Here is a 23596-nt window from a genome sequence, read left to right as displayed (position 1 = left end):
CGTCCTTTGGTTTGTTAGTTTCATCGTTTCCAGTTCTTACGCTTTTCAAGCTTGAAACTGGAGCTGTAGACCTGAATTATTTTCATTCTGTGGGGTGACGTCCACGACGTCATGGGGTTTTTGCAGGTTTTTTCGCGCAACCAAGCAGATTGTGCGACCGGATCTGGCGGTAGGTTTCACCATAGTCCGACTTTTGCAGTTTTGGGTGCATCTTATGTGGACAGCCGTTTAAAAGGGCGGAATGTCACTTTTTCTGTGTCCTTTAAAACATTTTCACATTACAAATTCATATATTACAATGGGAGAATAAGCTAATTAGAATCGGGTTTGAGATGGGGGTGGCCGGTTTGACAAACAGCAGTATTCAACTGTTAGGCAGGTTAAAAATTACTATAGACGACAAGGAGTTAACGACGTTTTTTTCCGGAAGCAAGGTCAACAAATTGCCTTTGATTTCTGGCCGGATTCCACCGAGAAACAAGCCCTTTCCAATTTGCGGAAACTACTTCACGACCTGCGGGAATGCTGGAAGGTCAGCGGGAATACTCGCCGGCTATCGTTTTCGCGAACAAGCTGCTGATCCAGAATCCATTAAGAGAGGAAACGTACCGCACGTTGATGCGGCTGTACGCCTTGAATAAAGATATGGCGGGCGCTACTCGAATTTACCGGCAAATGCTGAGTAAATGGCAAGACGAACTGGGGATAGGCCCGGCAGAAGAAACCGTGTACCTGATTGAAAGGCTTACGCAGAACGGCGTCGAACCTTCGTCGACCGCGCAGAACGAGCTGATCGGCAGATCCGCCGAATGGGGGCATCTTCTGAAAGCTTGGAAGCAGGCAGCGGCAGGCAAAAGCGCGATGTTGATATTGAAAGGGGAGGCGGGCATAGGCAAAACGAGACTGGCGCAGGAATTTAAATCGAGGGTAGAAACCCAGGGGGAACAAACAGCAATTGCCGGCTGTTACCCTTCAGCAAGCTCCCAGTCCTACCGTCCGGTAACAGTATGGCTTAGGCGTCTCGCCGTACCGCAGCTCAGTCCGGTTTGGCTGTCTGAGTTGGCGCGATTGCTGCCGGAGCTGTTGGAACGATACCCCGACCTGCCGCAGCCAAACCCCATACAAGTCCGGAGAAAGAACGCCGATTTTTGCTATGCCAATGGACATCGACAACATTTATGCGGTTTTGTCAAGGGACTCAGCAGATACGTTGGTGAAAAATAAACAGTTCCAGGAAGTGTTAAAGATCGACCAATACGGAGACGTTACTTTTACGCTTGACCGCAAATTCAAGCGGCTCGTTCTAGATGCCGCTGTCGTCGACCCCGGAGAACACGAGGTGGAATTTTCGCTGTATAACAAAGTCCCAATTTGAACCCTTATATTTATGCCAGAATTTTGGACACTTCATATTTTGATAATGGGAATTCTGCCGCTAAGAAATAGCTTGTAATGTTAAGGACCGGGAGCAGCCGCCCGCAGCTGAAAGACCAGGGAGCGATACGAATAAGCTGTAGCATAGGATAGACCAGAAAGGCGGCTCAAGTTAAGGGCCGCCTCTCTGGTCTTCTTGTTTATGATGCTTGCAGAGGGCTGCGGATTGCCGGGAGTATAAAGAGATCACTGCCTGGCCGATCCTTTGATCGACGTCTTCGCAACGGTCGGACGATAGTTGATGATCTTCACCAGTTGCTCCTGCATATAGGCCGGCGAATGATTGAAACCGCTCTCCACCCAGTGGAACACAAGACCTAACAGCGCGTGGATCGAATAGGTGGCCAGCAGTTCTTCATCGATGTCGTTTTTCGTAGAGACAAGCTCCTCCATAGAAATCCGCTTGAGCGCGGTGAACATTTTCTCCCGGAGCGCCGGCAGTACATCGCTTTTCATAAGAACGGTATAAATCGCGGAATGCTCGTAAATGTGCGCGAAAAGCATAACGGAATGCGCCGGCAGCTGGTCGATGTGGAAGAACTCCACCTTCTCGTAAGGCGCGCGGAAGGAAAGTAGTAATTTATCGATCAGATCGAGAATGATATCTTCAAGTAGCGCCTCCTTGCTTTCATAATTGGAATAGAAGGTCCCGCGGTTATAATTCGCAAGCTCCACGATTTCCGTAATGGATACCGCCGTGAACGGCTTGTCCGCCATTAGCGTTAGCAGCGCTTGGCGTAACGCGGCCCGGCTGCGAACGATGCGGCGGTCTATTTTTTTGCCATTGTCGGTCATTGTCTATGCGATCCTTCCTGTTAAACATATTGAACAAAATCGGCCGAGTTGTTCGTTATCTGACAAACGCGCTGTTTTTACTGATTGTAATCACTTATATCCCTCATTATACTTGAAGTAACGGATGTTCTCTATTGAACATGTGTTCGTTATTTCTTGGGGACAGCCGGCATTGTTTGTTCGAAGATATAAAATAATAAAGATAAATGGAGGAATTTCGTCATGAGATTATCCGGAAAAGTAGCTGTTGTCACTGGGGCTGCTTCGGGCATGGGAAGAGCCATCGCAGAATTGTACGCTGCGGAAGGGGCGAAAGTTGCCGTATCAGACCTTCGTGTTGAAGCCGCGCAAGCCGTTGTTGACGGGATTGTCTCCAGAGGCGGCGCCGCCTTCGCTATTGCCGCTAACGTCGCAAAAGAAGAAGACGTGCAGGCGCTTATCGATACAACCGTCGAGCAATACGGTACCGTAGACATTCTCGTCAACAACGCCGGCATTATGGACAACTTCGTCCCGGCCGGAGACTTGACGGACGAGCTGTGGGACCGCGTCTTCGCCATCAATACGACAGGACCAATGAGAACGATCCGCAAAGTGATTCCGATTTTTCTGGAGAAACAAGGCGGAGTCATAGTCAACATTGCATCCGCGGGGGGCTTGATGGGTTCCCGCGCCGGCGCGGCTTATACGGCTTCGAAGCACGCCGTCGTCGGCCTGACGAAGAACGTCGGATTCCAATATGCGCCTAAAGGCATCCGCTGTAATGCCATCGCGCCGGGCGGCGTCAATACAAACATCAGCGCATCCCTTACGACCCCGAACCCGTTCGGTATCGAAAGAGCGATGGCCGGCATAAACCTCAACCCGCGCACAGGGGAGCCGGAAGATATTGCGAAAGTGGCGTTGTTCCTTGCTTCCGACGATGCTAGCTTCGTTAACGGCACGGTTGTAACGGCCGATGCGGGCTGGACTGCTTATTAACCTTACAGATCCTATGCTAAACCGTCAGTCCGTCTTGGGGCTGGCGGTTTTGCCGTATTTCAGGCAGCTGAATTTTGATGACACATTATATTGCGAAAGAACTTTTGGAATGAAACGCTAGATTCAGAGAAATTTTTGGCTGCGCGAATTTGGCCGGTTCATTTCCATAGAGAAAGCAATTTGGAATTTGTGGAATTAACGAGCGCAAAACGAAATAAAATGTAGTAAAATCACACGAATAACAGAGAAGCCGTGCGTCGCCGGCGCTTGATGCTGCGGCCGCTTTTTTGACTGCAAATCATTTACTTTTATCGGCATTATATAGGCGATTCGATAATAATATTTATTTGTTCGCATCCATTTAATCAACATTTGCCTATGTCCCGCATACACTTGTAATGAATGATTGTATGGAGGAGGTTGAAAGGATGTCAATAGATAAAGATTTGCAGTGCAGAGAGATCATTACCAAAGCTGTCTGCGGCAAAGGCCGCAAATTCTCGCACGTAAGTCATACCGTGACTCCGCCCTTTTCTCCGACCAGTATATTGGGCGCTTGGATCATTAACAACCAATATGAAGCGATCCAATCCGGAGATGGCGTAGAGGTAGTTGGTACTTATGATATCAACATCTGGTATTCTTACGATCGCAACACCAAAACCGATGTTGCAAAAGAGACAGTGTCCTATGTAGAAGTCGTTCCGCTTACTTACTTAGACAAAAAACATAGGTCGGCTACGGCTGAGGTGGCTGCCTTCGCAACGCAGGAGCCGAACTGTGTGGAAGCCAGCGTCTCCTCCGGCGGCGACAGCGTGGTAATCCGGGTGGAACGGGAGTTCCAGGTCGAGATGGTCGCCGAAACGAAAGTGAATGTAGTCGTTAGTCCGACCGGCCCAAGCGATTTCGACGACAAGCATGTGGACTTCGATGACAGCGTGGACGGAGATTTCGAGGATCTCGATGCTGCGCTGCTCGAAGATGACCTGGATTAAGGAACCTTATACTTCACTGTATGCAGGAGCATTGGGTTCGGCAGAGGGCATTCGCCCTCTTTTTTGTTTTGGTCTGGAAAATGGGCTTGAGCGGAGCGGCCCCAAAAAAACCGAAGGAGCCTGACAATGGACACATTTTTTCTCCATTTTCACGAACGGGATGCCCTGGCGATCGCCGGCAGCATGCGGACGGCCGGCGGAACGAAGCTGCCGGAGGATTGGCAGGGGCAGGTTGTCATTCATTGGGGCGGGGCGCAGAGCGAGCAGCCGGGCAAGCGCGCGCTTCAGCCGGTGAAAGCGATATTGCGCGCTCGGCAGCAGGCCAGGCGCGACGAACTGCTCGGCCTGCATGGGATCAAGACGAGGGCTTTGCTTGACGGCCAAAGCGAACGGATCGTTTTTCCCTATCTATACAAGGTTGCCGTCTTTCATTTGCAAATTTTGGCCGTTTACGAGAAAAAAGAGCGCTTGCTCCGCTCGGAACAGTCAGTTTACGATTCCACCTACAAGCACCTTAAGCCCGCTTACGAGGAAGTGCAGCCCGAACTGGCGAGCCGTCACGTGCGCAGGGCGAGCCGCGAGTCCGTCAAGGCGATTTACGCGCTCGGTCTGGATTACGGGCTGGTGACGGTCGGCATCCTGCCTAGCGGGCATACGCTCGTGCTGGATGTGGACCCGGCGCCGAAGCTGAACGAGCGGCTCGTGCCGCTGTTCGCCCAGGCGATCGACCGCTATGCGGCCGCGCTCGGCCAAGAGCTGCGGCGCACCGAGCGGGCCATGCTCGGCAGCGACCCCGAGTTCCTGCTGCTCAGCCCGCGGGGCAAAGTCGTCTCCGCCGACCGCTATCTCACGCGGGACGGCGCAGTCGGTTGCGATGCCATCGTGCTCAGCGGGCATCGCGTCATCCTGCCGCTGGCGGAGCTGCGCCCGCAGCCGAGCGCCGACCCGCGCGAACTGGCGAGAAACCTGCTATCTTCGATGCAGCTCGCCGCGCGGGCGATTCCCGACGAGAGCCTCGCTTGGCTCTCGGGAGGCATGCCGGTGAGCGGCTTCCCGCTCGGCGGCCATATCCACTTCAGCCGCTGCTGGCTGAATACGCACCTGCTGCGCGCGCTCGACAACTATCTCGCGCTGCCGCTGATGCAAATCGAGGGGCCGACGACCCGCGATCGCCGCCCCCGGTACGGCTTCCTCGGCGATTTTCGGCGCCAGCCGCACGGCGGCTTCGAATACCGCACGCTGCCGAGCTGGATGGAGTCGCCGCTGGTCGCACGCGGCACATTCGCGCTCGCTTCGCTGATCGCCGACAACTATTGGCTGCTTCAGCAGCAGCCTCTGCAAAAACTCGACATACAGCGAGCTTATTATCGCGGGGACAAAGCAAGCCTTCAGCAAACGGTGGCGGAGCTGTGGAAGGATTTGGAGAAACTGGAGGCGTACGACGTTCACGCGAAAGTGCTGGACCGGCTGAAACTGCGGATCGAACGGATGGAGCCGTGGAATGAGCGCGAGGATATCCGCAAAGCGTGGCGCATTGCCCCCTATCATCGCAAAGAAGCAATTAAGCAGTAAATCATGTTATAATAGATTCAATTGTCGCCGGATTGGTTAAGGGACGGTTTGCCGGACGCTGCTGCGGCCCGGCGGATCGTCCTGTGCGCAGAACAGGCGGGTTCGAATCGCGCCGGGAGTCTGGCGGGCGGAGTTTCTTTGGTGCAAGTCATTTTGTATACAATACCTTCTGCTGAATTTGTCGGCCGGACTCCCGGGTGCAGGAACGGGGCTGCTTTTAACGAATTAGTAGAGGCTTTGCGCCTTGCTGCGGCGGTTGATTTTCATAGATTCATAGAACGGATCATTTTATTATCTGGTTGGAGGAACGTATGGCCCAGTACACACCGATGATACAACAATACTTGGCCGTTAAGGCGCAAGTCCCGGACGCTTTTTTATTTTTTCGGTTAGGTGATTTTTACGAAATGTTTTTTGAGGATGCGGTGAACGCGTCGCGGGAGCTGGAAATTACGCTGACAGGCAGGGACGGCGGGGGAGAAGAACGCATTCCGATGTGCGGCGTACCTTACCATTCTGCGGAAAATTACATAGCCCGATTGATTGAAAAAGGATTCAAGGTAGCGATTTGCGAGCAGGTTGAAGACCCGGCGGAAGCCAAAGGCGTCGTGCGGCGGGAAATCGTGCGCATTGTGACTCCGGGCACCGTCATGGACAGCAAGCTGCTGGGCGAGACGAGCAACAATTATATGGTTTCTCTCGTCGGTGAAAATGGAGCATACGCGTTTACCGCGTGCGATATTTCTACGGGAGAATTGTATACGACTTTGCTGCCGGCTTCCTGGGAAGCGGTCGTGGACGAGCTGAACGTATACGGCCCTTCCGAGCTGATCGCGGATACATCGATGCTCGAACAAGTTCGCGAAAGCACGGCCAATTGGAGCCGCTCCGCCGTCATAACGGAGTGGACGCATGCGGATCACAGCCTGCTGGCTGAGCATTTTGCCGCGGACGAGGCGCTGCCCGGGCTCCCCGAGCTGAACAAACAGGGCGTTGCGCTGCTGCTCAGCTATTTGAAAGAGACGCAGAAGCGCGCGCTCACGCATATCAAACATATCCGCCGCTATGAGCCGGACATGTACATGACGATGGACCCTTTTACGAGAAGAAACCTGGAGCTTGTCGAGACGGTGCGGGAGCGCACGAAAAAAGGCTCGCTGCTCTGGCTGCTCGATAGAACCGTAACGGCCATGGGCGCGCGCATGCTGCGCCGCTGGATCGAGAAGCCGCTCATGAGCGTATCCCGCATCGAGGAGCGGCTGGAAGCGGTCGATGTGCTGTACAACCAGCTGATCGTCCGCGAGGATGTCCGGCAGGCGCTCAAGGAAGTGTACGACCTGGAGCGGCTCGTCGCGCGCATTTCCTACGGCAACGCCAATGCGCGGGATATGACGGCGCTGAAGCATTCGCTGCAGCAGGTGCCGCTGCTGCGGGAAGTATGCGCGGCATCCGGCTCCCGCACGTTGCGCCGGCTCGTCGACAACATGGATGCGTGCGAAGACGTGATGTCGTGGATCGCGGAGGCGATCGTCGACGAGCCTCCCGTATCGATCCGCGACGGCGGCATGATCAGGGAAGGCTACCAGCCTTACCTGGATCAGCTGCGCGAAGCGAGCACGAACGGCAAGCAGTGGATTGCCGAGCTGGAGCGCCGGGAGCGGGAGGCGACGGGCATCAAGTCGCTGAAGATCGGCTACAACAAAGTGTTCGGCTATTTCATCGAGGTGACGAAAGCGAACATGGCTTCGCTCCCGGAAGGCCGCTACGAGCGGAAGCAGACGCTGGCCAACGCGGAGCGCTACGTAACGCCCGAACTGAAAGAAAAAGAAGCGCTCATTCTCGAAGCGCAGGATAAAATGGTCGATCTCGAACACGAGCTGTTCACGGAGCTGCGCAACCGCATTTCCGGGCACATCTCGCGGCTGCAGAAGCTGGCGGAAGTGATTGCCGCCGCCGACGTCTACCAGTCGCTGGCCGCTGTCAGCGCGGCGCATCACTACCGCAAGCCGGAGATCGGCGAAGGCTTCGATCTCCGCATCGAGGAAGGCCGCCATCCGGTCGTGGAGGCGGTCATCCAGGACGGCTCGTTCATCGCCAACGAAACGAGGCTGGAACAGGAGCAGGGCCGTATTTTGCTCATCACCGGGCCGAATATGGCCGGGAAGAGCACGTATATGCGGCAGGTGGCCGTCATCTGCCTGATGGCGCAGATCGGCTGCTTTGTGCCCGCACGGTCGGCGCGCATGCCGGTCGTCGACCGGATTTTTACGCGGATCGGCGCTGCCGACGATCTGATCGGCGGCCAGAGCACGTTCATGGTCGAGATGATGGACATCCAGGTGATGACGGAAAAAGCGACGAGCCAAAGCCTTGTCATCATCGACGAATTGGGCCGCGGCACTTCGACGGGCGAAGGCATGGCGATCGCCCAGGCGGTCATCGAGTTTTTGCACGACCGGATCGGCTGCAAGACGCTCGTGTCGACGCATTTCCACGAGCTTGCGCATTTGGAAGAAAGCTTGGGCCATCTGCGCAACCACTGCATGGCGGTCAAAGAGAGCGGCAGGCAGGTGACCTTCCTCCGCAAGCTGATTCCCGGGGCGGCAAGCACCAGCTACGGCATCTACTGTGCCGAAATTGCCGGGCTGCCCGAAACGATCATTCAGCGCTCCTATGCGCTGCTGAACGGCTTTGAAACGCGGGCTGCCGCCGCTGCGCAAACCCCGCCCGCGAGTGAGCAGCCCGCCGCGCCGCAGGCTGCGGAGCTTGAAACCGCCGCCGCAGTAGCGAAGGCGGAGCCGGCGGTTCAGCAGTTGTCCCTCTTCGGGGAGGACAACGTCGCCGTTCCCGGCGTCAAGAAGAAGCTTGACGCCAAATCGCAGCTGGTTCTGGACCAGCTGAAGGGGATCGATTTGATCAACATGACGCCGCTGCAGGCGCTCAATCTGGTTTACGAATGGAAACAAAAGCTGCATAGCTAGGAGTTTGTCCGATGAACGACGTAGAAGGTATATCTGCAAAACAACTCCGTCGGACAAACTACCGGCCAAAAAATATACGCATGGGAGAGTCAGTCATGAGACAACCGAGCTTGAAACCGATGAAAGTTACGCTGGCGCTCGCTTCCGCGCTTCTGACTTTGCTGCCTGCCGGCGCTATGGCGCAGGACGATGCGCAGACCACCGAGCAGGTCAGACAAGTTCTCGGAACGATGCATGTCAGCGGAGTCACTGAAAATGATTTGAAAAATAAAAGCATCGCCGAAATGATCGAAGGGCTTAAAGATCCTTACACCGTATTTTTTACGAAAAAGGAGCTTGATGCATTTTCCAACTCGCTGGAAAACAATTACGTCGGCATGGGCGCCCGCATCGGAATGGACAAAGACGGCATCTATCTTTCCGAAATATTTGCCGGATCGGCGGCGGAAGCTGCCGGTCTCCAGGCAGACGATTACATCGTGGCGGTAGACGGAGCGGCCGTGCAAAAAGATTCGATCGAATCGGCCAGAAGCAAAATTATCGGGGAATCGGGAACGAAAACGAAAATAACGGTGCAGCGGGGCGGCAAGGAATTGACGGTCGACTTGACTCGCAAAGAAGTGAATGTGCCTGAAGTGTACAGCAAAAGCTTCGCTAATGGCGTCGGCTACATTCAAATCACCGATTTTTCCAGCGATGCCGACAGCGATTTTGACAAGCAATTGGCCGATTTGAAGTCCAAAGGGCTGAAGGCGCTCATTCTCGATGTGCGCAACAATCCGGGCGGGCTGGTGAAAACCGCACAAAATATCGCCAAACATTTTGTCAAGGAGGGCACGCTGATCCATACGAGGGACCGCAACGGTGTCGATGAGCCGGTGCCGATCACCGGCGGTTCGGAAGTCGGGGTGCCCGTATATGTGCTCGCGAACGAGAACAGCGCCAGCGCTTCGGAAGTTTTGAGCGGGGCGCTTCAGGACTATAAGGTCGCCAAAGTCATCGGCGTTCAGACGTTCGGGAAGGGCAGCGTCCAGCAGTTGATGCAGCTGACGGACGGGAGCGGCCTGAAAGTGACGATCGAGGAGTATTTAACGCCTAACATGCACAAAGTGAACAAAGTGGGCATCAAGCCGGATATCGAGACGGATGGCAGTGCGGCACAATTGATTACGGCGCTTCATATGGCGGGCATTCCCGATGTCGAGGTTACGGTTTACAAACATAAGGTGACTTACAACGGCGTCGAAATGACGAGCGGCTTCCCGCTGCTCAGCGAGAACGGGCATTTGTACGCCCCGACCCGCGCCCTGGCGGCGCTTGTTAACGCCAAAGTCGCCTGGAATAACGACAAGCACACGGTCGATGTGACAGGGGCGGACGGCACGCATTCGCTTTCGTCCGAAGCAGGCAAGCTTATTATCGACAATGGCACGAGTTACGTGAATGTCGATCTGTTTCATGATTATTTCCCCGGACTTCATGTCAAAGAAGATGGGGAGAACGTGACGATCGGCGCCGCAAAGGGGAACTGAGCGCTATGGGGAAAATCCAGCTTTTAAGCGAGCATATTGCCAACCAGATCGCGGCGGGAGAAGTGGTGGAAAGGCCTTCTTCCGTCGTCAAGGAGCTTGTGGAAAATTCGGTCGATGCCGGCAGCACCCGTATTGACGTGACGATCGAAGAGGGCGGCCTGCAGCTCATCCGGGTTGCGGACAACGGCTCGGGGATGGAAGCCGGAGATTGCGAATTGGCTTTTCAGCGCCATGCGACGAGCAAAATCGCCACGAGCAAAGATCTGTTCGCGATTCGCACGCTCGGCTTTCGCGGCGAGGCGCTGCCCAGCATCGCCTCGGTGTCGAGGCTGGAATGCGTGACGAGCTCCACGAACGACGGGCTGGGGCGAAAAATCGCCATCGAAGGCGGCACCATTCGTCTGGTAGAGGAGATTGCGGCTTCCCGGGGCACGGAAGTGTCGGTCAAGGAGCTGTTTTTCAACACTCCGGCGCGCCTGAAATATATGAAAACGATCCAGACCGAGCTGGGACACGTGTCCGATTATTTGTACAGGCTCGCTCTGGCCCATCCGAATATCGCGTTCTCCCTGAAGCATAACGGCAATCTGCTGCTGCAAACACTAGGCAATGGGGATATGCTCCAGGTCATCGCCGGCATCTACGGCACGGCCGTCGGGAAGCAGATGCTGCCGATTCAGGCGGAAAGCCTGGATTACACGCTGCAAGGCTTCATCGCCAAACCGGAGATGACGCGCGCCAATCGGGGCGGCATTTCCACCATCGTCAACGGCCGCTATGTCCGCAACTTTGCATTGAATCAGGCGCTGCTCCAAGGCTATCATACGCTGCTGCCGATCAACCGCTTCCCGGTCGCCGTCCTGCAAATCGGCATGGACCCGGCTCTCGTCGACGTCAACGTGCATCCGTCCAAGCTGGAGGTGCGGTTCAGCAAGGAAGCGGAGCTGACGGCGATGATCGAAGCGGAAGTGAAGCGGACGCTCGGCAAGCAGGTCCTGATTCCGCAGGGCGCGAAGCCGGCTGCGCCGAAGGGGGCGTACGTGCAGGAACAGCTGGAGCTCACGCGGGTTGCGGAGCCAGCTGCGGAGCCTAACCTCGTGACAACTCCGCAGCCTCGCACAGAGCGCACCGAACCCGTCAAAACGGAACCGCTGCCGCTCACGCCGGGCCCGCTGGTCAAGGAGGCCGTGAATCCGTACCGTTCTGCGGTAGAGCCCCTTGCAGCCCGCCCGCGTACAGGGATGGCTTCAACGTACGGTTCGGACTACGCGCCCGCGAACAGCGCCTCCGTTCGGCAGCAGCGCAAAGCGGTGGAAGCTTTTATGGATCTGATTCCGGAATCCGGCGAATCGGCGGCGCCTAAGCTGCCTTCATTTCCAAGGCTCGATCCGATCGGGCAAATGCACGGAACTTACTTGATCGCGCAAAACGATGAAGGGCTTTACCTGATCGATCAGCATGCGGCTCACGAACGCATCAATTATGAATATTTCTACGAGCGCTTCGGCAATCCGGCGGAGGCCAGCCAGGAGCTGCTCGTGCCGATTACGCTGGAATTTACGCCGTCCGAAGCGGCCGTTATCGAAGACAGGCTCTCCCTGTTCGAGCAGGCCGGGGTGTACATGGAAGCGTTCGGCGGCAATACGTTTTTGGTGAGGGCGCATCCCCACTGGTTTCCGGGCGGCGAAGAGAAATCGATCGTCGAGGAAATGTGCGAGTGGGTGCTCGCCGAGCGCAAGGCGGTCGACATCGCCAAGCTGCGCGAGAAAGCGGCGATTATGTGTTCCTGCAAAGCGTCGATCAAAGCGAACCAGGGCCTGAGCGTGCTTGAAATGGAAACTTTGATCGACCGTTTGGCCGGCTGCCGCAATCCTTATACGTGTCCGCACGGCAGGCCGATTGTCGTCAGCTTCTCCACTTATGAGCTCGAAAAAATGTTTAAGCGGGTGATGTAGCCTCGTGCTTGTAACGACATCTTACGAACCGTCCGGCGAAGCGCTTGCCAAAGCACGCCGGCTGGCGGAGGAATACGGCGGGCGTCTGGTCGCGCGGGGCCGTGATTCCCTGCAGCAACTCAGACAAAAGCAAGGCGACGATTCGCTCCTGCTTGTGACGAAGGAAGAGATCAGGTACTATGTAGGAGATATGCCTGCGTTATTTTTTCATCCGAGCATGGCGCAGGTGCGAATCAAGCGGCTGCTTCGCGGCGAATCCGATTTGCTGCTCGACGCATCCGGCGCGGCGGCAGGCGATTCGGTGATCGACTGTACGGCGGGGCTGGCTTCCGATGCGATTGTGTTTTCGTTTGCCGTCGGCGCCGCCGGGCAAGTGACGGCATTGGAGAGCGAGCCGGTTCCGGCCATGCTCATCCGCGAAGGGCTGTCGGCGTACGAATCCGACATTCCCGAACTTAACGAAGCGATGCGCCGAATCGCTGTCAGCCAGACCGATCATCTCGCTTATTTGCAGCGGCTGGAGACGGGGAGCGCGGACATCGTCTACTTTGACCCGATGTTCCGCAATCCGATCGGGGAATCGAGCTCAATCTCGCCCCTGCGGCAGCGGGCCAATCCCGAAGCGGTCAACCTGCTTGCGATCGAGCAGGCCCGGCGCGTAGCCAGAAAAAGCATCGTGCTCAAGGAGCACAGGGACAGCAAGGAGTTTGCCCGCCTCGGTTTCGAGCGGGTGCTGCGTTCCAATACGAAAACGACTTATGGAGTGATTCGACTGTGTTAGACGCGTTGGCGAAGCCGAAGCTGCTCGTGCTGATCGGCCCTACGGCGGTCGGCAAGACGAAGCTGAGCCTGGAAATCGCCCAAAAATTCGATTGCGAGATCATTTCGGGCGATTCCATGCAGGTGTACCGGGGGATGGATATCGGCACGGCGAAGGCAAGTCCGGAGGAGCGCGCGCTCGTTCCCCATCATCTGATCGATATTCACGAGCCGTCCTATCCTTTTTCGGCGGCAGAATTTCAGGAGCGGGTCAAAAGCCTCGTCCCGGAAATTCATGCCCGGGGGAAGCTGCCTTTTATCGTCGGAGGAACCGGATTGTACATAGAGTCGGTTTGCTACAATTACCAATTCACGGACGTCGGCATGGATGAAGCTTTCCGCAATGAGCAGGAAGCGTTTGCGAACCGGTACGGGGACGAGGCGCTGCACGGCAGGCTGAGGGAGATCGATCCGGAAACCGCGGACCGCCTGCATGCCAATGACCGAAGGCGCGTGATCCGGGCGCTGGAAGTCGCCCATGTGTCCGGCAAGCCGCTGTCGGAGCATCTGGCCGGGCAAAAAAAAGAGTCGCCCTACGAACTCTGCATCATTGGCCTCACGATGGACCGGGCGCTGCTCTACCGGCGCATCGAAGAGCGGATCGATCAGATGATGAGCGAAGGGCTCGTTGAAGAAGTCCGCAGCCTGCTCGATTCCGGCTGTCCGAGAGACGCCATCTCGATGCAAGGGCTGGGCTACAAGGAAATCGTCACTTACCTCGACGGATTCCGCACATATGAAGAAGCGGTCGAGCTGCTGAAACGGGATACGCGCAGGTTTGCCAAGCGGCAATTGTCCTGGTTTCGGCACATGAAGGACATAGATTGGATCGATGTCACGGATACGGCAAAATTTTCTGCGCATTTCCAAAAGATTAATGATATAATAGCAGGAAAGTTTGTTCAAGAAATTGAATATATTCAACAACAATTACCATTGAAATAGCGCCAACCGGGCGGATGTTTCATTCCATTAAGGGGGACCTACTGATGAACAAATCCATTAATATCCAGGACAATTTTTTGAACCAACTGCGCAAAGAAAGCATTCCCGTAACCGTATACTTGACTAATGGGTTTCAAATCAGAGGACTTATTCGCGCTTTCGATAATTTCACGATTATCATAGACAGCGAAGGACGCCAGCAAATGGTTTACAAGCATGCGATTTCAACTTTTACCCCGCAAAGAGCCGTCTCGCTGATGGCCGCTGCGGAAGCATCCGAGTAACGATTGGCGGCATTTTGCAACTTTTCAATTTGCGGGAACGTCTAATCGAATAGTAACAAGCAGGAGCAACCTTGATCACGAGGTTGTTCTTTTGTTGATCAGCCTAGAGATTATAGACGAGGGAGTCGGTGGATTTGGCAAATACAACCAAAACGAAGCCTCAGGAAACCAAAAAAACCAAGAAGAAGAAGCCGTTCAATGCAAGAAAGCTGATATTCGGCACGATCATTGCAGGGATACTTGCCGTCATTTGCGCGATGGGCGTTTACATCGTCGTCCTGATGAGCGGCTACAAAATTTTGGATCAAAACATTGACAAGATAGACGCCACTTCGGAATCATCGCTCGTTTTTGCACAGGAGGAAGGAAAAGCGGAGCCTACCGAGATCGCCAAGCTGTATCAGGGCGCCGAAAACCGCGAAAGCGTCAAAATCTCGGACATTCCCAAACAGCTGCAAAATGCGTTCATCGCGACCGAAGACAGGCGCTTTCTGGAGCATTCCGGCGTCGATTTCTGGGCGATCGGGCGCGCGCTGGTCAAAGACGTGATGCATATGAGCGCCGTCGAAGGGGGCAGCACGATCACCCAGCAGCTGGCCAAAAACGTCTTTCTCAGCTCCGAGAAGACGGCTTTCCGCAAAGGCACCGAAATGGCTATCGCCTTTGCTCTGGATCAGAGGTATAGCAAAGAAGTAATTTTGGAAAAATATTTAAACCGCATTTATTTAGGCAGCAACGCGTACGGCATCAAAGCGGCCGCCAAGGTATATTTCGGCAAATCGAACCTGAACGATCTGAAGCTGTGGGAAATCGCCACGCTCGCCGCCCTGCCGAAAGCGCCGTCCCGCTATTCGCCTTTGGCGAACCCGGACATGTCCAAAGAGCGGCGCGGCGTCGTACTCAAGCTGATGGCCGACCAGGGCTACATTACCGAGCAGGAGCGCGCAGACGCGGCCGCCATCGATTATGTGCCTCCGGCCGGCCGCACAACGACGTCGGATAACGCGACCTTTGTCGATTACGTCATTAACGAAGCGGAAAATATGTACGGCATCGACGAGGAAGAGCTGATGTCCAAAGGCTACCGGATCTACACGACGATGAACCCGAATGCGCAAAAAATTATGGAGACGACGTACACCAATGCAAGCCTGTTCCAGAAAGACGCTACCGACGGGCAAAAGATTCAAAGCTCGATGGTCATTATCGATCATAAAACCGGCGGTCTGGTGGCGATGATCGGAGGCAGGGACTATCAGGCGCGAGGGTTCAACCGCGTATTTTCCCTAAGACAGCCCGGCTCGTCATTCAAGCCGATTGCGGCTTACGGCCCGGCGCTGGAGACGGGAGACTGGAATCCGTATTCCAAGCTGGATGATACCCAGACGTCGTTCGGCGATTATTCGCCCCGCAACTACGACCGAACGAGCCACGGTCAAGTAACGATGTTCGAAGCGGTGAAAAAGTCGTACAATTTGGCCCCAGTATGGCTGCTCAGCCAGATCAGCAGCGCCAAAGGGATGAGTTACGTCATGGATTTCGCGAACAAGCTGGGCATTCCTTTGAACAAAACGAAAGACCGCAACCTGGCTATCGCCCTGGGCGGTTTGACGGACGGGGTTTCCCCGCTGCAAATGGCGACGGCATACGGCGCATTTGCCAATCAGGGCGTGCAGAACAAAACGCACGCGATTGTCCGGATTACGGATAAGGACGGTAAAGATGTCGCTACGTACAAAACGGATCAAAAGCAGGTCATCAAGCCGCAGACCGCTTATTATTTAACGCTGCTGCTCCAAGGCGTCGTCGAGCAGGGCGGGACGGGCGCGAAGGCGAAGTTCGACCGTCCGGTCGCCGGGAAAACGGGATCGACGGGACTTGATATTAAAGGAATTGAGAAGTATGACCGCGACGTCTGGTTCGTCGGCTACACGCCGGAGTGGACCGCGGCCGTATGGGAAGGATTCGACAAGGTCGACGCGAAGCATTATGTGACGGTCGGCAGCGGAAGTCCCTCCGCCATTTTCAAGGAAGTCATGTCCAAGGCGCTTGCAGGCAAGCCTGCCTCCAGCTTTACGAAGCCTGCCAGCGTGCCTGATTTGAAAGAGCCGCCTAGCGGAGTAACCGATTTGGCAGGCGCGTATGTGCCGGAAAAAAGATCCGTCCAATTAACGTGGACACCGTTTGGCGACAAGACAGCTTATCAAGTGTTCCGGAAAAGCTCCACGGAACAGGAGCCCAAGCTGCTGCTTGAGTCTCCATCGACGGGAGTCAGCGATATGACCGTAACCGGCGGAGAAACGTATCAATATTACGTAATTCCAGTGAATCTGGATACGAATGCCCCCGGCAGCAAGTCCAATGAAATCAGCGTCACCGTTCCCAAGGACGACGGGCTGATTACATCGCCGACGCCGTCCATGTCGCCGTCGCCGTCGCCGTCTCCCGGCAGCGGAGCGAACCATGGCTCGCCGTCACCGTCACCGTCGCCAGGGATGCAGTCTCCGGGGGCATCGCCTACGGCCGGCGGCAAAGCGACTACGCTCCCTTCGGCCAGTCCCGGAACTTCGCCGGGCTCCGGCCCGACGGCTTCGCCTTCCGATAAACCTGCGGGAGGCCAGGCGGATAAGCCCGGAGATCCCTTGAATCCGAACGGGACCAAGGCGAACGGGATCAATAACACGAACGGTCTGAACAGTACGGACGCCTTGAATGGCGCGAACGACGCGAACAACGTTAACAATGCGAACAACGCGAACAATACAAACAACGTGAAAAACTAACAATCGATCCAGCTTTTATGCTGCAATGGAGGATGTCCCGAATGAACTTTCCACGGAAAAAGATGTTTGCATTAGCATTAATTGCGGCGGCGGTTGCGCTGTCCGCTTGTGGGAACAAGCCCGCGGCTCCCGCGGAAGGAACAGCCAAGCAATGGAGCAAGGCGCCGGACATGACGATCGATACGAACAAAACGTATCAAGCGGAGGTTACGACTTCCAAGGGCAAATTTACGATTGAGCTGTTCGCCAAGGACGCTCCGAAAACAGTGAACAACTTTGTGTTTCTGTCCAAAGAAGGCTTTTACAACAATTTGACGTTCCACCGGATCATCCAATCGTTCATGATTCAGACTGGGGACCCAAAAGGCACGGGCGCAGGCGGTCCGGGATACAAGTTCGAGGATGAGCTGTCGAAGGCCCATCAATACGAGCCGGGCATCGTCGCCATGGCTAATGCCGGGAAGAATACGAACGGCAGCCAGTTTTTCATCTGCACCGGCGACGACTCCAAGTCGCTTAACAGCAAGCCGGACTATACGATTTTCGGCAAAGTGACGAGCGGTATGGACGTCGTGCAGCAAATCGCCGCGACGCCGGTAGGAACCAGCCCCACGGGTGAAGCAAGCAAGCCGAAGGAGAAAGTTACGATCGACTCCATCGCGATTACCGAGAAGTAAGCGAGCGAAACAAGGAGGCGGATTCGGCAATGACGCGCCCATGTCTTTTGTTTCACGGCTTCACGGGCGGCCCGTTCGAGGTAGAGCCTTTGGCAAGGCATCTGGAATACCGCGGACAGCCGTGCGTTGTGCCGAGGCTTCCCTGGAACGGGGAAGACCTGAACGGGCTCCGATCCTCCCATTGGGAGGATTGGGTCGGTTCGGCCGAACGGCACGCGAAGCGTATGGCGGAGCAGTACGGCACTTTCGATTTGGTCGGCTTTTCGATGGGCGGGCTGCTTGCCGCTTATTTGGCGGTCCGCTATCCGGTCCGCAGGCTCGTGCTGCTGAATACGGCGGTCATATACGTCAGTCCGGCACGGCTGCTGCAGGTGATGCGCGAGGATTGGCGTCACCAGGATCAGGACTATTTGCACAAAGCGCGATCGACGCCGCTGCGCGCCACCTGGCAATTTACCCGGCTTGTGCGGCATTTGAAGCCGGAGTTCGCGCGGGTTACGGTTCCGACTTTGATTGCGCAAGCGCAGCGGGATCAGGTCATTCATCCGTTAAGCGCCAAATATATTTACGGCAAAGTAAGCGGAGACAGGGAGCTCTATTGGTATCCGAGGTCGAAGCATTTGATTTGCCACAGTGAAGACGCCGCAGATTTGTTTGACCATGTGCAGGCTTTTCTGGAGAAAGAGTAAAGGGAGTTATACGATGAACATGCAGCAAAGCCGGAACAAGCAGCAGTCCGTACATAAATTTTCACGCCGCCGCTCCGGTAAAACGGCCGGATTCGCGCGCAAGGCTCGAACAGGTTTGCGCCTGGTGCTGCTGCTTTTTCTGCTCTTTTGCGTCTGGGTCGTTTATATTCAATGGAAGGTGCAGTTCGGGCCGCAGCAGACTTTGCCGGATAAAGTGGACGTAGGGATCGTGCTGGGCGCCGCGCTGCGCAAAGATTTGCCGAGCCCGGGCCTAACGGAGCGCCTCGACCACGCTTATGCGCTTTACAAGGAAGGGAAATTCGCGAAACTCATCGTGACGGGCGGACTCGACAATAACGGCTCCAAATTGACCGAAGCGGAAGGCATGCGCAATTACCTCGTTCAAAAAGGCATCCCGGACCGCGCTATTTTGCTGGAGCCGCGCGCGACCAGTACGTACGAGAATTTGCTCTACAGCAAGCAAATTATGGACGGGCAGGGGCTCGTTACTTCCGTGGTCATCACGCATAACTATCACGGATCGCGCGCCCTCGACATTGCCACAACGGTCGGACTGCGCAATTCGCTCGTCTCGACGACGGATTCGGAAGTGCTGTTCCTTCCGTACCATGAAGGGCGGGAAACGTTCGCCTACATGAAATGGGAATGGACCAAGCTGCTGCTGAAAGCGGGCTTGTAAACCCGGCGACAAAAAGGGCTGGACCTCATGCGGATTGTTCCGCTCGGGGTCCGGCCCTTTTTCGGTGCGAATCAAGCTCAGCCGTTCACGATCGTGCCGCCGTTGACGTGAAGCATTTGTCCCGACATGTAGGACGAATCGTCGCAAGCGAGGAACACATAGCTCGGCGCCAGTTCCTTCGGCTGTCCGGCGCGCTTCATCGGCGTGTCCGCGCCGAAGTTGGCGACTTCCGCGGCGGTGAACGTGGACGGGATAAGCGGCGTCCAGACGGGTCCCGGCGCTACGCCGTTGACGCGGATGCCGCGGCCGCTGAGCTGCAGCGCAAGGGAGCGGGTGAAGCTGACGACCGCTCCTTTGGTCGCAGAGTAGTCGACAAGCTGTTCATGCCCTTGGTAGGCCGTAATGGAGGCCGTGTTGACGATGGCGCTGCCCGCTTGGAGGTGGGGCAGCGCCGCCTGGGTCATATAAAAGTAAGAGAAAATGTTCGTCCGGAACGTCCGCTCCAACTGGCCGGAAGTGATGTCCGCGAACACTTTTTGCGGGTGCTGCTCGCCGGCGTTGTTCACCAGGACGTCCAGCTTCCCGAATTGGCCGACGGCTTGCTTCACGATCTGCTTGCAAAAGTTCTCATCGCCCACGTCCCCGGCGATGTGCAAACATTTCCGGCCGAGCTCTTCGATCCGGCGGTGCGTTTCTTCCGCGTCGCCGTGCTCGTTCAAATAGACGAGAACGACGTCCGCGCCTTCTTTGGCGTAAGCGACGGCGACGGCCCGGCCGATGCCGCTGTCTCCGCCGGTAATGATCGCGACCTTATCCTTCAGCTTGCCGGCGGCTTTGTACTGCGCATCCTCGAAAACCGGGCGCGGGTTCATCTCCGATTCGATGCCCGGCTGCTTGTTCTGGTGCTGCGCCGGAAATGCAGGTTTCGTCTCTGTTGCTGTTGCCATGTGCCTTACTCCCTTTCATCCTGTCGGTATTCCCTGTTAGGATGATGCAGCCGGCTCCAATTCATACTTGACTCTGTAATGATAACCGAATAAAGGCTTATACCCGAGCTTTTCATACAAGCGGTTTGCCTGTTCGTTGTCCGCGATGACTTGCAAAAACTGGTTGTCCGCGCCCTGCTCAACGCTCCATGCCGTCATCGCATGCATGAGGAGCAAGCCAAAGCCTTGACCTCTGCAATCCTCGCGGACGACGACATTCATGAACCCCGCCCAACCGTTCCGGGCGATGGCGGTCCCGAGCGCGACCGTCTCGCCTTCGCGCTTAAGGGCGAGAAATCCTTTGCGGCCGGGCATTCTTTCGAACAGACCGTCGTAGAACGCTTTTCGCTCCGCTGGGAACTGTTCAAGCCGGATGAAATCGCGGGTCCACTGTTCGTCGGCCTGCCCGGACCAGACGATTTCCGCCGCTATTGGCTTTGTGCTGTTCAGCGCGTGCTGCGCTTTGGCGGCGGCTTCCCGACTGTCCGCCGTCATCAAGAGGCAGGGCACTTCCTTTTCGTACCCGTTCGTGCCAAGAAGCTCGTCGAGGCCGTCCGGCGAGGCATCGCTGACATGAAACAAGGCGGGAAGATTCCGCTCCCTGTAAAATTGCTCGATTCGCGCCAGCCATCGGCCGTCTTGGGGAAACTCTCCCGCAGCAAGCACGCTGTTCGCCCGTTTCGTAACGCCGCGCGACGCCCGTACGAGCCACTCGCCCATTGTTTCCGCTTCTTCGCCCGGCCAGGTGTGGGCGGCAATCCGTTCGAGCGCGAGGAACGGTTCACAGCTTTTTCTCATTTCCCATGCTCCTTTATTCGATAAAATGATTGCGATTTTTATGATTATACATTTTTATGAATATTAATACAATCGCTTTGTGAAGCTTCGACAATATTCGCGGTCCGCTGGAAAAGATATGCTCTTTACGGTAAGCTAGAATACATAGGGAGGGGGATTTCAGTTGACCGTTACAATCCGCACAGCGGCGGCGGAAGATTACGAGGCCGTTAACGCCATCATCCGTTTCGGACAAGAAGAGCATGCGGAAGCGCTGCCCGGGCTGTTTGCCAGGTTGGACCGCGTCGTCGCCATGGGCTGGTACCGAAGCTTCTCCGATCAGGAAAATAAAGCTATTTTTGTCGCCGAAAAGCAGGGAACCGTCGTCGGGGTCGTCATGGCCGAAATGAAAAAAAGCCCCCCGTATAACGCCCTCGTTCCGCGCATTTACGGACATATCAACGAACTGGCGGTAGCTCCCGGCCATCAGAGGCGAGGAATCGGCACCAAGCTGTACGAAGCGGCGCTGGAATGGGCCCGGGAAAAAGGGGCGTCCAGCATGGAACTGAACGTGTGGGAGTTTAATCAGCGCGCCGTGCAGTTTTATCATTCGCTGGGGATGTCCACCTTGAACCGGACGATGTCGGCCCCCGTCGAACCAATACACGAGCAAGGAGAGTAAAGTCATGCTGTTTATCGATAATGAAGGCATTCACGATCCCCGAATCAACCTGGCCATTGAAGAATATGCGCTGCGGCATTTGCCGGGCGATGAAACTTATCTGCTTTTTTATATCAACGAACCTTCGATCATCATCGGCAAAAATCAGAATACGATAGAAGAAATCAATCCCGAATATGCGAAAGAGCATCAGCTTCATGTCGTGCGGCGTCTGTCCGGCGGCGGGGCGGTTTACCACGATTTGGGCAATTTGAATTTCAGCTTTATTACGAAGGACGACGGCCAGTCTTTTCATAATTTTCAAAAGTTTACGGAGCCGGTCGTGCAGGCGCTGCGCGGGCTGGGCGTAGAAGCGGCTTTGACCGGACGCAACGACATTCAGGTCGGCGAGCGGAAAATTTCCGGCAACGCCCAGTTCTCGACGAAAGGGCGCATGTTCAGCCACGGCACGCTGCTGTTCGATTCGGAGATCGACAATGTCGTGTCGGCGCTGAAAGTAAACCCGGATAAAATCCAGTCCAAGGGCATTAAGTCGATTCGCAGCCGGGTCGCCAATATTGCCGAGTTTTTGAAGCAGCCGATGCCGGTCGAAGATTTTCGCAAGCGGCTGCTGGAATCGATTTTCGAGGTGAATGAAGCGGATGTCCCGCGCTACAAACTGACGGCGGACGATTGGGAACGGATCAACCTGCTTTCGCAGGAGCGCTATCAGAATTGGGACTGGAATTACGGGAAATCGCCGAAAAGCACAATCCAAAACTCCAGGCGGTTTGAACAGGTCGGCACCGTGGATGTGCGGCTGGACATTGAAGAAGGAACGATCCGGGGGCTGAAAATTTACGGGGATTTCTTCGGCGTGCAGGATGTCGGCGAGCTCGAAGAGCGGCTGAAGGGCGCGCGCTATGAGGAGACTTCCATTCGCGAGAGGCTGGCCGGCATCGAGCTTCGCCGGTATTTTGGGCCGCTGGAACCGGACAATTTCGTATCCTTGCTGCTGTTGACGTAAATGTAGAGGAGGCATGGACCGGATGACGACGAGATTATACTTGATCAGGCACGGGGAAACGGAGTGGAATCTGCAAGGCAGGTTGCAGGGACATGCGGATTCGCCGTTATCGCAGCAGGGCAGGCAGCAAGCGCAGTGGTTGGCGGAATCGCTGCAGGATGTCCGGTTCGATGTGATGCTGTCCAGCAGCAGCGGGCGGACGATGGAGACGGCGCGGATCGTGCGCGGCCTGCGGGAACAGCCCATTCAGGCGGCGGATGTATGGAGAGAGATGCACCTTGGCGCATGGGAAGGCAGGCTGGCGGAAGAAATCAAGCTGGAGCAGCCGGAGAGCTTCGGTGCATTCTGGAGCAGTCCGCATGAGTACAAGCCTGATTCGGGGGAGTCTTACGAAGCGTTGCAGGAGAGAGTATTGCCGGCGCTGGAGCGGCTGCTTGAGGAGCATGCCGGAAAAACGGTCGGCCTGTTTTCGCATACCGTAACGCTTAAAATCATCATGGCCTATTTTGAACAAAGGCCGCTGGCTGAGCTTTGGAATCCTCCTTATTTTTATCCGACCTGCTTGAGTCTTGTGGAATGGAAGGAAGGCCGGCCGCATATCGTCCTGCACGGAGATACGTCACATTTTCAAGATGAGGAAGCCGACGGCTTCTGACAGGAGGGGAGAGTGCGTATATGATTCTCGAAGCCGCCATGCTGCCCGTTATTCCAGGCAAAACCAAACAATTCGAAGCCGCGTTTGAAAAGGCCTCGTCCATCATTTCATCGATGAAAGGCTACATTTCGCACGAGCTGCACGCTTGCGTCGAGGACCCGAACAAATACTTGCTGCTGGTCCGCTGGGAGACGCTGGAAGACCACACGTCCGGCTTCCGCGGATCTGAACAATACCAGGAATGGCGGAAGCTGCTGCACCATTTTTATGATCCTTTTCCGGTGGTGGAGCATTTTACCCCGAGTCAAATGTACACATCAAAAGAGTGAAGCTCGCTCCCGGCGGCTT

Annotated in this window: 22 protein-coding genes; 19 read left to right on the top strand and 3 right to left on the bottom strand. The window is 55.7% G+C overall.

From position 1 onward, the window contains the following. Positions 1–522: 522 nt before the first annotated feature. Together AC3G2T_RS34535 and AC3G2T_RS34530 are read left to right on the top strand one after the other, a co-directional pair. Positions 523–1224, top strand: coding sequence for a bacterial transcriptional activator domain-containing protein (locus tag AC3G2T_RS34535; protein ID WP_488438289.1), 702 nt, complete (start codon positions 523–525; stop codon positions 1222–1224). Further along, positions 1214–1375 (top strand): hypothetical protein, encoded by a 162-nt coding sequence (locus AC3G2T_RS34530; RefSeq protein WP_474681787.1) that lies wholly within the window; start codon positions 1214–1216, stop codon positions 1373–1375. The genes AC3G2T_RS34535 and AC3G2T_RS34530 overlap by 11 nt, the downstream gene beginning before the upstream one ends. Positions 1376–1620: 245 nt before the next feature. On the opposite strand, the gene AC3G2T_RS34525 is transcribed toward AC3G2T_RS34530, so the two are convergent. Continuing rightward, positions 1621–2229, bottom strand: coding sequence for a TetR/AcrR family transcriptional regulator (locus AC3G2T_RS34525; protein ID WP_474681786.1), 609 nt, complete (start codon positions 2227–2229; stop codon positions 1621–1623). Between the two features lie 222 nt (positions 2230–2451). Between AC3G2T_RS34525 and AC3G2T_RS34520 the strand changes: the two genes are divergently transcribed. The 13 genes from AC3G2T_RS34520 to AC3G2T_RS34460 all read left to right on the top strand — a co-directional run bounded on the left by AC3G2T_RS34520 (position 2452) and on the right by AC3G2T_RS34460 (position 19142). After that, entirely contained in the window at positions 2452–3210 is a 759-nt protein-coding gene (locus AC3G2T_RS34520) for an SDR family oxidoreductase (protein ID WP_474681785.1), read from the top strand. A 428-nt stretch (positions 3211–3638) separates the two neighbouring features. Further along, positions 3639–4205 (top strand): outer spore coat protein CotE, encoded by a 567-nt coding sequence (locus AC3G2T_RS34515; RefSeq protein WP_488438288.1) that lies wholly within the window; start codon positions 3639–3641, stop codon positions 4203–4205. Between the two features lie 126 nt (positions 4206–4331). Then, entirely contained in the window at positions 4332–5777 is a 1446-nt protein-coding gene (locus AC3G2T_RS34510; RefSeq protein ID WP_488438287.1) for a putative amidoligase domain-containing protein, read from the top strand. Positions 5778–6088: 311 nt separating this feature from the next. Next, positions 6089–8758, top strand: coding sequence for a DNA mismatch repair protein MutS (gene mutS / locus AC3G2T_RS34505; RefSeq protein ID WP_488438286.1), 2670 nt, complete (start codon positions 6089–6091; stop codon positions 8756–8758). 95 nt (positions 8759–8853) lie between these two features. Continuing rightward, the gene (locus AC3G2T_RS34500; protein WP_488438285.1) at positions 8854–10290 is read left to right on the top strand and encodes a S41 family peptidase; all 1437 of its coding nucleotides are present in this window, start codon (positions 8854–8856) and stop codon (positions 10288–10290) included. 5 nt (positions 10291–10295) lie between these two features. After that, positions 10296–12245, top strand: coding sequence for a DNA mismatch repair endonuclease MutL (gene mutL, locus AC3G2T_RS34495; RefSeq protein ID WP_488438284.1), 1950 nt, complete (start codon positions 10296–10298; stop codon positions 12243–12245). 4 nt (positions 12246–12249) lie between these two features. Then, a complete protein-coding gene (locus tag AC3G2T_RS34490; protein ID WP_488438283.1) occupies positions 12250–13026 on the top strand; it encodes a class I SAM-dependent methyltransferase in 777 nt (258 codons plus the stop codon). Next, positions 13020–14009 carry a tRNA (adenosine(37)-N6)-dimethylallyltransferase MiaA gene (gene miaA / locus AC3G2T_RS34485; protein ID WP_488438282.1) on the top strand — a complete coding sequence of 330 codons (990 nt, stop codon included), beginning with the start codon at positions 13020–13022 and terminating at the stop codon, positions 14007–14009. Before AC3G2T_RS34490 ends, miaA begins: the two co-directional genes overlap by 7 nt. 44 nt (positions 14010–14053) lie before the next feature. After that, positions 14054–14293 carry an RNA chaperone Hfq gene (gene hfq, locus AC3G2T_RS34480; RefSeq protein ID WP_147946297.1) on the top strand — a complete coding sequence of 80 codons (240 nt, stop codon included), beginning with the start codon at positions 14054–14056 and terminating at the stop codon, positions 14291–14293. A 134-nt stretch (positions 14294–14427) separates the two neighbouring features. Further along, positions 14428–17076, top strand: coding sequence for a transglycosylase domain-containing protein (locus AC3G2T_RS34475; protein ID WP_488438281.1), 2649 nt, complete (start codon positions 14428–14430; stop codon positions 17074–17076). Positions 17077–17108: 32 nt separating this feature from the next. After that, the gene (locus tag AC3G2T_RS34470) at positions 17109–17753 is read left to right on the top strand and encodes a peptidylprolyl isomerase (RefSeq protein WP_488438280.1); all 645 of its coding nucleotides are present in this window, start codon (positions 17109–17111) and stop codon (positions 17751–17753) included. Positions 17754–17782: 29 nt separating this feature from the next. After that, entirely contained in the window at positions 17783–18442 is a 660-nt protein-coding gene (locus tag AC3G2T_RS34465; RefSeq protein WP_474681775.1) for an alpha/beta hydrolase, read from the top strand. Positions 18443–18455: 13 nt separating this feature from the next. After that, the gene (locus tag AC3G2T_RS34460; RefSeq protein ID WP_488438279.1) at positions 18456–19142 is read left to right on the top strand and encodes a YdcF family protein; all 687 of its coding nucleotides are present in this window, start codon (positions 18456–18458) and stop codon (positions 19140–19142) included. 77 nt (positions 19143–19219) lie between these two features. Here AC3G2T_RS34460 and AC3G2T_RS34455 read toward each other — a convergent pair whose 3' ends face one another. Beyond that, a complete protein-coding gene (locus tag AC3G2T_RS34455) occupies positions 19220–20089 on the bottom strand; it encodes an SDR family oxidoreductase (RefSeq protein ID WP_488438278.1) in 870 nt (289 codons plus the stop codon). Between the two features lie 36 nt (positions 20090–20125). Beyond that, on the bottom strand, positions 20126–20926 hold the full coding sequence (locus AC3G2T_RS34450; protein ID WP_488438277.1) for a GNAT family N-acetyltransferase: 801 nt from the start codon (positions 20924–20926) through the stop codon (positions 20126–20128). Positions 20927–21089: 163 nt separating this feature from the next. On the opposite strand from AC3G2T_RS34450, the gene AC3G2T_RS34445 reads away from it, so the two are divergent. The 4 genes from AC3G2T_RS34445 to AC3G2T_RS34430 are packed head-to-tail and all read left to right on the top strand — an operon-like array spanning position 21090 to position 23577. After that, positions 21090–21587 carry a GNAT family N-acetyltransferase gene (locus AC3G2T_RS34445; RefSeq protein ID WP_488438276.1) on the top strand — a complete coding sequence of 166 codons (498 nt, stop codon included), beginning with the start codon at positions 21090–21092 and terminating at the stop codon, positions 21585–21587. A 4-nt stretch (positions 21588–21591) separates the two neighbouring features. After that, positions 21592–22593: a lipoate--protein ligase gene (gene lplA, locus AC3G2T_RS34440; protein ID WP_488438275.1), complete on the top strand. Its 1002-nt coding sequence runs from the start codon at positions 21592–21594 to the stop codon at positions 22591–22593. A 22-nt stretch (positions 22594–22615) separates the two neighbouring features. Continuing rightward, positions 22616–23248 carry a histidine phosphatase family protein gene (locus tag AC3G2T_RS34435; protein WP_488438274.1) on the top strand — a complete coding sequence of 211 codons (633 nt, stop codon included), beginning with the start codon at positions 22616–22618 and terminating at the stop codon, positions 23246–23248. 20 nt (positions 23249–23268) lie between these two features. Beyond that, positions 23269–23577, top strand: coding sequence for an antibiotic biosynthesis monooxygenase family protein (locus AC3G2T_RS34430; RefSeq protein WP_474681768.1), 309 nt, complete (start codon positions 23269–23271; stop codon positions 23575–23577). Positions 23578–23596: the final 19 nt, after the last annotated feature.

The organism is Paenibacillus sp. sgz302191 (assembly GCF_057749925.1).
The sequence above is the reverse complement of the archived record's forward strand: the minus strand, read 5'-3'. Positions and strand labels throughout refer to the sequence as shown.

Excerpts from the sequence above, each read along its gene's own strand:
- AC3G2T_RS34535 (WP_488438289.1), top strand. The coding sequence starts at position 523 with ATGCTGGAAGGTCAGCGGGAATACTCGCCGGCTATCGTTTTCGCGAAC.
- AC3G2T_RS34525 (WP_474681786.1), bottom strand. The coding sequence starts at position 2,229 with ATGACCGACAATGGCAAAAAAATAGACCGCCGCATCGTTCGCAGCCGG.
- AC3G2T_RS34520 (WP_474681785.1), top strand. The coding sequence starts at position 2,452 with ATGAGATTATCCGGAAAAGTAGCTGTTGTCACTGGGGCTGCTTCGGGC.
- AC3G2T_RS34515 (WP_488438288.1), top strand. The coding sequence starts at position 3,639 with ATGTCAATAGATAAAGATTTGCAGTGCAGAGAGATCATTACCAAAGCT.
- AC3G2T_RS34510 (WP_488438287.1), top strand. The coding sequence starts at position 4,332 with ATGGACACATTTTTTCTCCATTTTCACGAACGGGATGCCCTGGCGATC.
- mutS (WP_488438286.1), top strand. The coding sequence starts at position 6,089 with ATGGCCCAGTACACACCGATGATACAACAATACTTGGCCGTTAAGGCG.
- AC3G2T_RS34500 (WP_488438285.1), top strand. The coding sequence starts at position 8,854 with ATGAGACAACCGAGCTTGAAACCGATGAAAGTTACGCTGGCGCTCGCT.
- mutL (WP_488438284.1), top strand. The coding sequence starts at position 10,296 with ATGGGGAAAATCCAGCTTTTAAGCGAGCATATTGCCAACCAGATCGCG.
- hfq (WP_147946297.1), top strand. The coding sequence starts at position 14,054 with ATGAACAAATCCATTAATATCCAGGACAATTTTTTGAACCAACTGCGC.
- AC3G2T_RS34470 (WP_488438280.1), top strand. The coding sequence starts at position 17,109 with ATGTCCCGAATGAACTTTCCACGGAAAAAGATGTTTGCATTAGCATTA.
- AC3G2T_RS34465 (WP_474681775.1), top strand. The coding sequence starts at position 17,783 with ATGACGCGCCCATGTCTTTTGTTTCACGGCTTCACGGGCGGCCCGTTC.
- AC3G2T_RS34460 (WP_488438279.1), top strand. The coding sequence starts at position 18,456 with ATGAACATGCAGCAAAGCCGGAACAAGCAGCAGTCCGTACATAAATTT.
- AC3G2T_RS34455 (WP_488438278.1), bottom strand. The coding sequence starts at position 20,089 with ATGGCAACAGCAACAGAGACGAAACCTGCATTTCCGGCGCAGCACCAG.
- AC3G2T_RS34450 (WP_488438277.1), bottom strand. The coding sequence starts at position 20,926 with ATGAGAAAAAGCTGTGAACCGTTCCTCGCGCTCGAACGGATTGCCGCC.
- lplA (WP_488438275.1), top strand. The coding sequence starts at position 21,592 with ATGCTGTTTATCGATAATGAAGGCATTCACGATCCCCGAATCAACCTG.
- AC3G2T_RS34435 (WP_488438274.1), top strand. The coding sequence starts at position 22,616 with ATGACGACGAGATTATACTTGATCAGGCACGGGGAAACGGAGTGGAAT.
- AC3G2T_RS34430 (WP_474681768.1), top strand. The coding sequence starts at position 23,269 with ATGATTCTCGAAGCCGCCATGCTGCCCGTTATTCCAGGCAAAACCAAA.